Below are 11,956 nucleotides of genomic sequence, written 5' to 3'. Positions count from 1 at the left end.
TGTGCTGATGGCGCGTTAAGCGGCATCGCATACACTGAAAGCCCCGCCTTGTGCGGGGCTTTTGCTTTTTCGTGTCGCGCAGCTGTTGTTGTGCGGTACACGCTGGCATAATCAGCGCCCCGATTTATCCAGGCGAGTAAAAAATGTTCTACCCGATTAACGAAATGTTCCAGACACTGCAGGGCGAAGGTTATTACACCGGCGTGCCTGCTATTTTCATCCGCCTGCAGGGCTGCCCGGTGGGCTGTAGCTGGTGTGATACCAAACATACCTGGGAAAAGCGGGCAGATCGGGAAACGTCGCTGGGCGATATTTTGATCAAGACAGTGGAAAGCGACGCCTGGGGTGATGCCGATGCGGCGACCCTGGTGAGTGCCATTGCGCAGCAGGGCTGGACGGCGCGCCACGTGGTGATTACCGGTGGTGAACCGGCGATTTATGACCTGCGTCCGTTAACGACTGCGCTGGAGCAGCACGGTTTCCAGTGCCAGATTGAGACCAGCGGAACACACGAGATCCACTGTTCCGAACAGACCTGGGTGACTGTCTCCCCGAAGGTCAACATGCGCGGCGGCTACGATGTGCTGCCCCAGGCGCTAAGCCGGGCCGATGAAATTAAACATCCTGTGGCGCGTCAGCGTGATGTGGACGCACTGGATCTGCTGCTGGCGGGGATGGATGACACCAAAGCCCGAATTATCGCCCTGCAGCCCATCAGTCGCAAAGATGAGGCTACCCGACTCTGCATTGAGACCTGTATTGCACGCAACTGGCGTCTGTCGATGCAGACCCATAAATATCTCAATATCGCCTGATAAAGCGCGCGATGTCGTTAACCGCAGGAAAGAGGTGATTCAGATACGTGACGGAAAGGGAAATAGTGTCGGATCGAAGGGTTCGATCCGACAGGTTTAGCCGCGGTAAACGCAGCCTGCGGTGCAGGTTTCTTTGATCATGACCGCGCTTAACAGCGGCAGTTGCGGCTTCATCTGATCCCAGATCCATTTCGCCAGCACTTCGCTGGTGGGATTTTCCAGGCCAGGAATATCATTCAGATAGTAGTGGTCCAGCCGATTGTAAAGAGGCTTAAACACCGCCTTCAGTTCAGCAAAATCCATAACCCAGCCGGTATGCGCATCCACTTCGCCGGTAATCTCCAGACGAACCAGGAACGAATGACCGTGCAGACGGCCACATTTGTGTCCGGCCGGCACATTCGGAAGATGGTGCGCGGCTTCGAACTGGAACTCTTTAAACAAGGTGGTAGACATAGTGGTTCTCAGACATTTAAAAACCGCTGAATTCTACCTGATTACCGCTTTTTTCGCACCCGCGCCGCACAAAGCGATACTTCCCCATCCGATTACCGAATCGTGTCGAGCTAATTAACTAATAAATCACCCGTTTGCTTATCAGTTTTAACGATTAACCCTACCAGAAAAACCACTTAGTCATTTTGGTTATTTGATATGTCGAAGGTGTATTTAATCGTTAATATACGGACCGGTAACCTACGCACTCTTCCGCCACTTTACGGTCCGGACTTCTGATACTGGAATTTTTAACGCGATGACGACTCAGGCACCTGGTTCACTGCTTCCGCTCTCACCGGAACAACTCGCCCGCTTACAGGCGGCGACGACAGATTATTCCCCGACTCAACTGGCGTGGCTGTCAGGCTATTTCTGGGGCCGGGTAGAGCAGACGCCGGGTGGCGCCGTCGCCAGCAGCGCACCGTCCGCGCCCGCCGCTGAAGCGCCGGTTATTACCTTGCTTTCCGCCTCTCAGACCGGCAATGCCCGTCGCCTGGCGGAGCAGCTGCGTGATGATCTGCTGGCTGCGAAGCTGAATGTAAACCTGGTGAATGCCGGTGATTACAAGTTTAAGCAGATTGGCCAGGAAAAAATGCTGGTGGTGGTCACCTCTACTCAGGGCGAAGGTGAGCCACCGGAAGAGGCGGTGGCGCTGCATAAATTCCTGATGTCGAAGAAGGCACCGAAAATGGAGGGGGCGGCCTTTGCAGTGTTTGGCCTGGGCGATACCTCTTATGAATTCTTCAGTCAGGCGGGCAAAGATTTTGACAGCCGTCTGGCGGCGCTGGGCGGCGAACGTCTGCTGGACCGCGTTGATGCGGATGTCGAGTATGCAGAGCAGGCCACGGCCTGGCGCGGTGCGCTGACGGAAATTCTGAAAAAGCGCGTGCCGACCGAATCCCCGGCGCAGGCTGCGGCGACAGCGGCAGGCACCGTCAACGAAGTGACCACCAGTCCCTACAGCAAAGAGTCTCCACTCAGCGCCAGCCTGGCGGTGAATCAGAAAATTACCGGACGTGACTCAGACAAAGATGTGCGCCATATCGAAATCGATCTGGGCGACGCCGGTCTGCGCTATCAGCCTGGCGATGCGCTGGGCGTCTGGTATGAAAATGACGCGGCGCTGGTCAGCGAACTACTGGAGCTGGTCTGGCTGAAAGGCGATGAGTCAGTGGAGGTTCAGGGCAAAACCCTGCCGCTGGCTGAGGCGTTGCAGAAGCACTTTGAGCTGACAGTGAATACCGCGCAGATTGTCGCACAGTACGCTCAGCTGTCCCGTAACGCCGAGCTGCTGTCGCTGGTGGATGATAAAGCCCGGCTGCAGCAGTATGCGCAGCACTATCCGATTGTGGATATGGTGCGGCTGGCACCGGCTGAACTGAGCGCTGAACAGCTGACCGGGCTGCTGCGCCCGCTGACGCCGCGACTCTACTCTATCGCCTCTTCACAGGCCGAAACCGACACCGAAGTGCACATCACTGTAGGTGCCGTGCGCTTCGATATTGAAGGCCGCCAGCGCGGCGGCGGTGCATCGACCTGGCTGGCCGATCGTGTTGAAGAAGAGGGCGAAGTCCGCGTCTTCATCGAGCACAACGACAATTTCCGCCTGCCGGCTAATCCGGACGCGCCGGTGATCATGATTGGCCCGGGCACCGGCATCGCGCCGTTCCGCGCCTTTATGCAGCAGCGCGACAACGACGGTGCCAGCGGCAAAAACTGGCTATTCTTTGGTAATCCGCACTTCACCGACGATTTCCTCTATCAGGTGGAGTGGCAGAAATATGTGAAGGATGGCCTGCTGACGAATATTGACCTTGCCTGGTCACGCGATCAGGCAGAGAAGATTTACGTACAGGATAAGATCCGCGCGAAAGGGGCCGAAGTCTGGCGCTGGATTGAAGAGGGCGCGCATCTTTATGTCTGTGGCGACGCGAATCGTATGGCAAAAGACGTCGAGCAGGCATTGCTGGATGTGGTGGTCGAACACGGCGGAATGGATCGTGAAACGGCCGACGAATTTTTAAGTGAGCTGCGCATTGAGCGCCGTTATCAGCGAGACGTTTACTAATGAGTGATAAACACCCTGGACCGCTGGTTGTAGAAGGTAAGTTAACCGACGCTGAGCGCCTGAAGAAGCAGAGCAACTATCTGCGCGGCACCATCAAAGAAGATCTGGAAGAGGGTCTGACCGGTGGCTTTACCGGCGATAACTTCCTGCTAATCCGTTTTCACGGCATGTACCAGCAGGACGATCGCGACATTCGCGCTGAACGTGCGGAGCAGAAGCTGGAACCGCGCCACGCCATGATGCTGCGCTGCCGACTGCCGGGCGGGATCATTACGCCGACGCAGTGGCTGGCCATCGACAAATTTGCTACCGACAAAACTATTTATGGCAGCATCCGTCTGACCAACCGTCAGACCTTCCAGTTTCACGGTATTCTGAAGAAGAACGTCAAGCCGACGCATCAGATGCTGCATGAAGTGGGGCTGGATGCGCTGGCGACCGCCAACGACGTCAACCGTAACGTGCTCTGTACGTCGAACCCGGTTGAGTCGGAACTGCATCAGGAAGCGTATGAGTGGGCGAAGAAGCTCTCCGAGCATCTGCTGCCGCGCACCCGTGCCTATGCCGAGATCTGGTGGGATAAAGAAAAAGTCGCGACAACAGACGAAGAGCCGATTCTCGGTGAAACCTATCTGCCGCGTAAATTCAAAACGACGGTAGTGATCCCGCCGCATAACGATGTGGATCTGCACGCCAACGATCTGAACTTTGTCGCCGTCGCCGAGAACGGCAAGCTGGTGGGCTTCAACCTGCTGGTGGGAGGCGGTCTTTCGATCGAGCACGGTAACAAAGCGACTTACGCGCGTACCGCCAGCGAATTTGGTTACTTCCCGGTTGAGAAGATCCTCGATGTTGCCGAGGCGGTCGTGACGACGCAGCGTGACTGGGGTAACCGTACCGACCGTAAAAACGCCAAAACCAAGTACACCCTGGAACGCGTTGGCGTCGAGACCTTTAAAGCGGAAGTTGAAAAACGCGCTGGCCTGACGTTTGAGCCGATCCGTCCCTATGAGTTCACCACCCGTGGCGATCGCATTGGCTGGATCAAAGGCATCGACAACAAATGGCATCTGACGCTGTTTATCGAAAATGGTCGCCTGCTCGACTATCCGGGCCGACCGCTGAAAAGCGGCATCGCGGAAATTGCGAAAATCCATCAGGGTGACTTCCGCCTGACCGCCAACCAGAACCTGATTGTGGCGGGCGTGCCGGAAAGCGAAAAAGCGCAGATTGAAGCGATCGCCCGCGCACATGGTCTGATGGATCATGTGACGCCACAGCGCGAAAACTCGATGGCCTGCGTCGCGTTCCCGACCTGTCCGCTGGCGATGGCAGAAGCCGAACGCTTCCTGCCCGCGTTTGTGACTAAAGTCGAGGGCATCATGCACGCGCATGGCGTTGGTGATGAGCACATAGTGTTACGCGTTACCGGTTGTCCGAACGGTTGCGGCCGTGCCATGCTGGCTGAACTGGGTCTGGTGGGTAAAGCGCCAGGCCGCTACAACCTGCATCTGGGCGGAAACCGCAGCGGAACGCGTATTCCCCGTATGTATCGTGAAAACATTAACGAAAGCGAAATTCTCGCCACCATTGATGAGCTGGTGGGACGCTGGGCCACCGAGCGCCAGGCCGCTGAAGGCTTTGGTGACTTCACCATCCGCGCAGGCATTGTTGCGCCGGTGCTGGACCCGGCACGCGACTTCTGGGAGGAAGCAAAATGAGTCAGCCCGACCTCGCAGCACTGAATGAGATGTCCAAAGTCCAGCGTGCGATGGCGCTGGCGGCGACCAATGCGCAGCTGGAGAAGTCATCAGCAGAAGAGCGGGTCAGCTGGGCGCTGGAGAATCTGCCGGGCGCCTATGTACTCTCCTCCAGTTTCGGTATTCAGGCCGCGGTGTCGCTGCATCTGGTGACGCGTCAGCAGCCCGATATTCCGGTGATCCTGACCGACACCGGCTATCTGTTCCCGGAGACCTATCGTTTTATTGATGAGCTGGCGGACCAGCTTAATCTCAACCTCAAGGTGTTCCGTGCCGAAACCTCACCGGCCTGGCAGGAAGCGCGCTATGGCAAACTGTGGGAGCAGGGGGTCGAAGGGATTGAGAAGTATAACGAGATCAATAAAGTCGAGCCGATGAACCGGGCTATTGAAAGCCTGGGTGCCCAGACCTGGTTTGCCGGTCTGCGCCGCGATCAGTCCGGCAGCCGGGCGAATCTGCCGGTGCTGGGCGTGCAGCGAGGCGTCTTCAAGCTGCTGCCGATTATCGACTGGGATAACCGCCAGATTCATCAGTATCTGGAGCAGCACAAGCTGAAGTATCATCCGCTGTGGGATGAAGGCTACCTTTCGGTGGGCGATACCCACACCACCCGCAAGTGGGAGCCGGGTATGGCAGAAGAAGAGACGCGCTTCTTTGGTCTTAAACGCGAGTGTGGTCTGCACGAAGGCTGATGCCGTGCTTCTCTCCCCCGCCAGGGGGAGAGAATGTCTTCGTGCAGTCAGTCAGGCAGGAAGTTAAACGCCTTTTAATCCGGCAAACGCCTCCGCTGCACGGGTCACATTCACTTTCGTCACCTCATACTCCGCCACCGCGACAAACGGATCTTCCGCTAAGATCGCAGCCAGCTTTTCACGTTCCATCTCCCTGACCATCAGCATGCCGCCCGTGCGTGGATCTTTACGTCCCGCGGCAATAAAAAAGCCCGCATCAAAATAGCGATCGAGCCAGTCGATATGGCCTGCCAGCAGCGCTTCAACCTCTTCTATCGGACGAACGTAATTCAGAAATACCACGTACATGTCAGATCCTCACACTTTGGGATTGGTCAGTTCGCTGAGCAGCGGCAGCAGCACGCGAACACTGTCGCGGGTTCGCAGGGTTATCTGGCCCGGCAGCCAGCGGTCGAGATAGCTCAGATTATCCAAATCAGTCTGATGACGGGTTACGCCATCAGGAAAGTGGTGGCTGCGATGACGCTGTAACGCGCCATCTTTATTTCCCAGCGTCCAGTTGCTGGCGGTGACATCCAGCAGCGGAAAGCCCGCCCTGTCGAAGGCATTCAGACCGTTGAAGTCTTTGCGATTCAGCTGGTGGCTGGCAGCGGGAATGCCCAACTGACGGGCCAGTAGCAGAGCGCGGTCGCTGGTCTGCTTGCGCACCGCCCGAGGCGTGTTCATGCCGCTGTTGAAATAGAGATGATCGCCGGTGATCAGGCTGTTCAGATCGATGACCAGCAGCGTATTTTTCTTCTCACGCGTGCTCATTCGCTCAACATAATCATCCATGCCGTGCAGATCGGTTTCTCCGGCGCTGAGCGCCACAAAGCGGATGCCGTAGTGCAGCGGTTTGTGACTCAGCTGCTGTGCCAGCTCCAGCATCACGCCAAGACCCGACGCATTATCGTCGACGCCCTGCAGACGCAAGCCGCCCAGATTATGATGGACCTGGCTGCTGTTCTGCGGCGTCCAGGTATCCAGATGCGCCACGATCAGAATCTCCTGCGGCACGCTGCCTGCACGCGCGGCTATCACCGAGGTGGCCGTGAGCTTATGCCAGCGCTGCGTACCGTCATCCTCCTGCCATTTATAGCCGGTGTTGAACTGGCGGGTATCGGTTTTATACCCCAGCGCGGTAAATTGCTGTTGCAGATAGTCAGCGGCCATCAGCTCAGCCGGACTTCCGCTCATCCGGCCAGGAAAATAGGTGGCGATGTGCCGGACCTGCTGTTCGGCAAACTGACCCGCTGGCGCGGCCAGGACCAGCGGGGAAATGAGTGCGCTAAACAAAACTGTCGCGACCCTCAGGCGGAGGGAACAAAACATAGTGCATCCTTTTTTTTCATTATCCGGGAGCCAACAGGCATGCGGGCCAGGGCCAGCCATGCCGCGCGCATTATACGCCTTTTGTTCTGTGAGCTGGTTAGCGGAATCGGGCGCTGCTCTGAGCGAAAGCACGAACACACATTTATTACTGGCACTTATCTGCTTTTGCAGACGCAGGCGCGGCCCTGAATGTGTGAACCTGTTCACAAAAAAGCCATTAAATACATCTGCTAAGAACAAATTGTTCTGTGCTTTGCGGCGTCGTTATTCCATTCGGTAACTACTCATTCCAATTCGTAATTTCATCTGGATAAACTCAGCGACGTATAGTCGCGTTAATACAAAGTTAAATCATCAGGGTTAACGTGGACTATTTGCCTCTTTTTGCCGATCTCTCTGGCCGCCCGGTTCTGGTTGTCGGCGGTGGAGATATTGCGGCGCGAAAAATTGAACTGCTGCGTCGCGCGCGCGCGCGTATTCAGATCGCCTCTCGTGAACTCTGCCCTGAACTGCAGGCACTGCTGGATAAGCAGGAGCTGGAGTGGGTGGCGACCGCATTTGACCCGACCCAGCTGGATGGTGTTTTCCTGGTGATTGCCGCCACCGACGACAACCAGCTTAATACCCAGGTTTTTGAAGCCGCAAACGCGCGGCATAAGCTGGTTAACGTGGTCGACGACCAGCCAAAATGCACCTTTATCTTCCCGTCGATTGTTGACCGCTCACCGCTGGTGGTGGCGATCTCCTCCAGCGGCACCGCACCGGTGCTGGCACGCATGCTGCGCGAAAAAATCGAAACGCTGCTGCCCGCCAGTCTTGGTCAGATGGCGGAGGTAGCCGGACTCTGGCGCGATAAGGTCAAACAGCGCTTCAGCCGCATGTCCGATCGTCGGCGTTTCTGGGAGCGTGCCTTCGACGGTCTGTTCGCCAGTCAGATGTCCGCCGGTAACGTCGAAGAGGCGAAGCGCACGCTGGATCGTGAACTGCTGGAAGAGCCAACCCGTCAGGGCGAGATCTTTCTGGTCGGTGCCGGGCCGGGCGACAGCGGCCTGCTGACGCTGCGTGGCCTGCAGGTAATGCAGTTAGCCGATGTGGTGCTCTACGACCATCTGGTCAGCGAAGAGGTGCTGGACCTGGTGCGTCGCGACGCCGACCGCATCTGCGTCGGTAAACGCGCCAGCGCGCATACGTTGCCGCAGGAAGAGATTAATCAGTTGCTGGTTTCACTGGCGCTGAAAGGTAAGCGCGTTGTCCGCCTTAAGGGCGGCGATCCCTTTATCTTTGGCCGCGGCGGCGAAGAGCTGCAGGCGGCACAGCAGGCGGGCGTGCCGTTCCAGGTGGTGCCGGGCGTCACCGCGGCTGCCGGCGCGACAGCCTATGCCGGGATTCCGCTGACCCATCGCGATTACGCGCAGAGCGTGATGTTTATTACCGGTCACTGCCGTCCCGATGGCGATGATATTGACTGGCCATCGCTGGCGCGTGCGCGTCAGACGCTGGCGATCTACATGGGCACGGTTAAAGCAGCCGCTATCAGCGCAGCGCTGATTCAGCACGGTCGCGCGCCATCAACGCCAGTGGCGGTGATCAGTCGCGGCACCCGTCAGGATCAACAGGTGCTGACCGGCACCTTAGAACAACTTGAGGCGCTGGCCGCCTCGGCACCTACTCCGGCGCTGCTGGTGATTGGAGAGGTGGTTAATCTGCACGGGCAACTCGCCTGGTTTAAACATTCAGCACAACAGGGGACTCGCGAGTCCGCCGTTGTCAATCTGGCTTGAGGGAAAATCATGGACCAAAAACGACTCACTCATCTGCGTCAGCTGGAGGCGGAGAGTATCCACATCATTCGCGAAGTGGCAGCGGAGTTCAGCAACCCGGTGATGATGTACTCCATCGGCAAAGACTCCTCGGTGATGCTGCATCTGGCGCGTAAAGCCTTTTATCCGGGCACGCTGCCGTTCCCGCTGCTGCATGTGGATACCGGCTGGAAATTCCGTGAAATGTACGCGTTTCGCGACCGCACCGTGAAAGCGATGGGCGCAGAGTTGCTGGTTCACCGCAATCCGGAAGGCGTGGCGATGGGGATTAACCCTTTTGTCCACGGCAGTGCCAAACACACTGACATTATGAAGACCGAAGGGCTGAAGCAGGCGCTGAACAAATATGGTTTTGATGCGGCCTTTGGTGGCGCTCGTCGCGATGAAGAAAAGTCACGCGCCAAAGAGCGTATCTACTCCTTCCGTGACCGCTTCCATCGCTGGGATCCGAAAAACCAGCGTCCTGAGCTGTGGCACAACTACAACGGCCAGATCAACAAAGGCGAGAGCATCCGTGTCTTCCCGCTGTCGAACTGGACCGAACTGGATATCTGGCAGTACATCTTCCTGGAAAACATCGAGATCGTGCCGCTCTATCTCGCCGCGCCGCGTCCGGTGCTGGAGCGTGATGGCATGCTGATGATGATCGATGACGATCGCATCAACCTGCAGCCGGGTGAAGAGATCACCCAGCGGATGGTCCGTTTCCGTACGCTCGGCTGCTGGCCGCTGACTGGGGCGGTAGAGTCCGAAGCGCAGACGCTGCCGGAGATCATCGAAGAGATGCTGGTCTCCACCACCAGCGAGCGTCAGGGCCGCATGATCGATCGCGATCAGTCCGGTTCGATGGAACTGAAAAAACGCCAGGGTTATTTCTAAGGAGACGCCAGATGAATACCGTAATTGCACAACAGATTGCCGACCAGGGCGGCGTTGAAGCCTGGCTGACCGCTCAACAGCATAAGAGCCTGCTGCGTTTTCTGACCTGCGGCAGCGTGGACGACGGAAAAAGTACCCTGATTGGGCGTCTGCTGCATGACACCCGTCAGATCTATGAAGATCAGCTTTCATCACTGCACAACGACAGCAAACGACACGGCACCCAGGGCGAGAAGCTCGATCTGGCGCTGCTGGTGGATGGCCTGCAGGCGGAGCGTGAGCAGGGCATTACTATTGATGTGGCCTACCGCTACTTCTCGACCGAAAAGCGTAAATTTATTATCGCGGACACGCCGGGACATGAGCAGTACACCCGCAACATGGCGACCGGCGCGTCAACCTGCGATCTGGCGATCCTGCTGATCGATGCACGTAAAGGCGTACTGGATCAGACCCGCCGTCACAGCTTTATCTCAACGCTGTTGGGCATCAAACACCTGGTGGTGGCGATCAACAAGATGGACCTGGTGGAGTACGATCAGGCACGCTTCGAGCAGATCAAACAGGATTACCTGGATTTTGCTGCCCAGCTGCCGGAAGACCTTGATATCCGCTTTGTGCCAATGTCAGCGCTGGAAGGGGACAACGTTGCCTCTGCCAGTCAGACCATGCCGTGGTACAGCGGACCGACCCTGCTGGATGTACTGGAAACCGTGGAGCTGAAGCGCGTTGTCGATCATCAGCCGATGCGTTTCCCGGTGCAGTATGTGAACCGTCCCAACCTGGATTTCCGTGGCTATGCCGGTACTCTGGCGTCGGGCAGCGTGCAGGTGGGCCAGCGGGTAAAAGTGCTGCCGTCTGGCGTGGAGTCGACTATTGCCCGTATTGTGACTTTTGATGGCGATTTGCAGGAAGCGGGTGCAGGCGAAGCGATTACGCTGGTACTGCAGGATGAGATTGATATCAGCCGTGGCGATCTGCTGGTGGATGCCAGCGAAGCACTGGCTGCGGTGCAGTCTGCCAGCGTTGATGTGGTCTGGATGGCGGAACAGCCGCTGCAGGCCGGTCAGAGCTATGACCTGAAAATCGCCGGTAAGAAAACCCGTGGTCGCGTTGAGAAGGTGCTGCATCAGGTCGAGATCAATTCGCTGGAGACGCGTCAGGTCGATTCGCTGCCGCTGAACGGTATTGGTCGCATTGAGATCACCTTTGACGAACCGATGGTGCTCGATAGCTATCAGCAGAACCCGGTAACCGGCGGCATGATCTTTATCGATCGCCTGAGTAACGTCACCGTGGGTGCCGGCATGATCCATCAGCCAAACCATGATGCGCCGGTTAACAGCGGTGAGTTCAGCGCGTTTGAGCTGGAACTGAATGCGCTGGTGCGTCGTCACTTCCCACACTGGAACGCGCGCGACCTGCTGGGCGGTCAATAATGGCGCAGCACGATGATAACGTGGTGTGGCATGACCATCCGGTAACACGTGCTTCTCGCGAGCAGCAGCACGGCCATCAGGGCGTGGTGCTGTGGTTCACCGGGCTTTCGGGCTCGGGGAAATCCACCGTCGCAGGTGCGCTGGAGCAGGCGCTGCACCGCATCGGTGTCAGCACCTATCTGCTGGATGGTGACAATGTGCGTCACGGCCTCTGTCGTGACCTCGGCTTCAGCGATGATGACCGCAAGGAGAACATCCGTCGGGTCGGTGAAGTGGCGAAGCTGATGGTGGATGCCGGACTCGTGGTGCTCACCGCCTTTATTTCGCCGCATCGCGCCGAGCGTCAGATGGTGCGCGACCTGCTGGAGCCAGGGCAGTTTATCGAGGTGTTTGTCGATACACCGTTAGCGGTGTGTGAAGCGCGCGATCCGAAAGGTTTATATCGCAAAGCGCGCGCCGGTGAGCTGCGTAATTTCACCGGCATCGACAGCGTCTATGAGGCGCCAGACAGCCCGGAAATCAAGCTGGATGGCGAACAATTGGTTACAAAACTGGCTGCCCAATTGTTAGACCTGCTGCGCGACCGCGATATCATCAGATCCTGAAGAGACAGC

Annotated in this window: 11 protein-coding genes; 8 read left to right on the top strand and 3 right to left on the bottom strand. The window is 57.4% G+C overall.

Annotated features, from left to right (window positions below):
- Positions 1 to 143: 143 nt before the first annotated feature.
- Entirely contained in the window at positions 144 to 815 is a 672-nt protein-coding gene (gene queE, locus NIM72_RS08340; RefSeq protein ID WP_161732801.1) for a 7-carboxy-7-deazaguanine synthase QueE, read from the top strand.
- 96 nt (positions 816 to 911) lie between these two features.
- Here the strand turns inward: queE and queD are convergent, their stop codons facing one another.
- Positions 912 to 1,271 carry a 6-carboxytetrahydropterin synthase QueD gene (gene queD, locus NIM72_RS08335; protein WP_161732799.1) on the bottom strand — a complete coding sequence of 120 codons (360 nt, stop codon included), beginning with the start codon at positions 1,269 to 1,271 and terminating at the stop codon, positions 912 to 914.
- Positions 1,272 to 1,569: 298 nt separating this feature from the next.
- On the opposite strand from queD, the gene cysJ reads away from it, so the two are divergent.
- From cysJ to NIM72_RS08320, 3 genes are read left to right on the top strand one after another with little or no spacing between them, the layout of a single operon-like run.
- Positions 1,570 to 3,381 carry an NADPH-dependent assimilatory sulfite reductase flavoprotein subunit gene (gene cysJ / locus NIM72_RS08330; protein ID WP_161732797.1) on the top strand — a complete coding sequence of 604 codons (1,812 nt, stop codon included), beginning with the start codon at positions 1,570 to 1,572 and terminating at the stop codon, positions 3,379 to 3,381.
- On the top strand, positions 3,381 to 5,102 hold the full coding sequence (gene cysI / locus NIM72_RS08325) for an assimilatory sulfite reductase (NADPH) hemoprotein subunit (protein WP_161732795.1): 1,722 nt from the start codon (positions 3,381 to 3,383) through the stop codon (positions 5,100 to 5,102). The genes cysJ and cysI overlap by 1 nt, the downstream gene beginning before the upstream one ends.
- Positions 5,099 to 5,833: a phosphoadenylyl-sulfate reductase gene (locus tag NIM72_RS08320; protein WP_090965720.1), complete on the top strand. Its 735-nt coding sequence runs from the start codon at positions 5,099 to 5,101 to the stop codon at positions 5,831 to 5,833. Before cysI ends, NIM72_RS08320 begins: the two co-directional genes overlap by 4 nt.
- Positions 5,834 to 5,896: 63 nt before the next feature.
- Here NIM72_RS08320 and NIM72_RS08315 read toward each other — a convergent pair whose 3' ends face one another.
- The gene (locus tag NIM72_RS08315) at positions 5,897 to 6,181 is read right to left on the bottom strand and encodes a YciI family protein (RefSeq protein ID WP_253419880.1); all 285 of its coding nucleotides are present in this window, start codon (positions 6,179 to 6,181) and stop codon (positions 5,897 to 5,899) included.
- Positions 6,182 to 6,190: 9 nt separating this feature from the next.
- Positions 6,191 to 7,204: an aminopeptidase gene (locus NIM72_RS08310; RefSeq protein ID WP_161732790.1), complete on the bottom strand. Its 1,014-nt coding sequence runs from the start codon at positions 7,202 to 7,204 to the stop codon at positions 6,191 to 6,193.
- Positions 7,205 to 7,569: 365 nt separating this feature from the next.
- On the opposite strand from NIM72_RS08310, the gene cysG reads away from it, so the two are divergent.
- The 4 genes from cysG to cysC are packed head-to-tail and all read left to right on the top strand — an operon-like array spanning position 7,570 to position 11,947.
- The gene (gene cysG / locus NIM72_RS08305) at positions 7,570 to 8,985 is read left to right on the top strand and encodes a siroheme synthase CysG (RefSeq protein WP_253419877.1); all 1,416 of its coding nucleotides are present in this window, start codon (positions 7,570 to 7,572) and stop codon (positions 8,983 to 8,985) included.
- Positions 8,986 to 8,994: 9 nt separating this feature from the next.
- Positions 8,995 to 9,903: a sulfate adenylyltransferase subunit CysD gene (cysD, locus tag NIM72_RS08300; RefSeq protein ID WP_013358871.1), complete on the top strand. Its 909-nt coding sequence runs from the start codon at positions 8,995 to 8,997 to the stop codon at positions 9,901 to 9,903.
- Positions 9,904 to 9,914: 11 nt separating this feature from the next.
- Entirely contained in the window at positions 9,915 to 11,342 is a 1,428-nt protein-coding gene (gene cysN / locus NIM72_RS08295; RefSeq protein WP_161732786.1) for a sulfate adenylyltransferase subunit CysN, read from the top strand.
- Complete coding sequence (gene cysC / locus NIM72_RS08290) at positions 11,342 to 11,947, top strand: adenylyl-sulfate kinase (RefSeq protein WP_161732784.1); 606 nt, start codon at positions 11,342 to 11,344, stop codon at positions 11,945 to 11,947. Before cysN ends, cysC begins: the two co-directional genes overlap by 1 nt.
- Positions 11,948 to 11,956: the final 9 nt, after the last annotated feature.

The organism is Pantoea sp. B550 (genome assembly GCF_024158165.1).
In the GTDB taxonomy this organism is placed as follows: Bacteria; Pseudomonadota; Gammaproteobacteria; order Enterobacterales; family Enterobacteriaceae; genus Pantoea; species Pantoea alfalfae.
The sequence above is the reverse complement of the archived record's forward strand: the minus strand, read 5'-3'. Positions and strand labels throughout refer to the sequence as shown.

Excerpts from the sequence above, each read along its gene's own strand:
- cysC (WP_161732784.1), top strand. The coding sequence starts at position 11,342 with ATGGCGCAGCACGATGATAACGTGGTGTGGCATGACCATCCGGTAACA.
- NIM72_RS08315 (WP_253419880.1), bottom strand. The coding sequence starts at position 6,181 with ATGTACGTGGTATTTCTGAATTACGTTCGTCCGATAGAAGAGGTTGAA.
- NIM72_RS08320 (WP_090965720.1), top strand. The coding sequence starts at position 5,099 with ATGAGTCAGCCCGACCTCGCAGCACTGAATGAGATGTCCAAAGTCCAG.
- cysI (WP_161732795.1), top strand. The coding sequence starts at position 3,381 with ATGAGTGATAAACACCCTGGACCGCTGGTTGTAGAAGGTAAGTTAACC.
- queD (WP_161732799.1), bottom strand. The coding sequence starts at position 1,271 with ATGTCTACCACCTTGTTTAAAGAGTTCCAGTTCGAAGCCGCGCACCAT.
- cysN (WP_161732786.1), top strand. The coding sequence starts at position 9,915 with ATGAATACCGTAATTGCACAACAGATTGCCGACCAGGGCGGCGTTGAA.
- NIM72_RS08310 (WP_161732790.1), bottom strand. The coding sequence starts at position 7,204 with ATGTTTTGTTCCCTCCGCCTGAGGGTCGCGACAGTTTTGTTTAGCGCA.
- cysD (WP_013358871.1), top strand. The coding sequence starts at position 8,995 with ATGGACCAAAAACGACTCACTCATCTGCGTCAGCTGGAGGCGGAGAGT.
- queE (WP_161732801.1), top strand. The coding sequence starts at position 144 with ATGTTCTACCCGATTAACGAAATGTTCCAGACACTGCAGGGCGAAGGT.
- cysJ (WP_161732797.1), top strand. The coding sequence starts at position 1,570 with ATGACGACTCAGGCACCTGGTTCACTGCTTCCGCTCTCACCGGAACAA.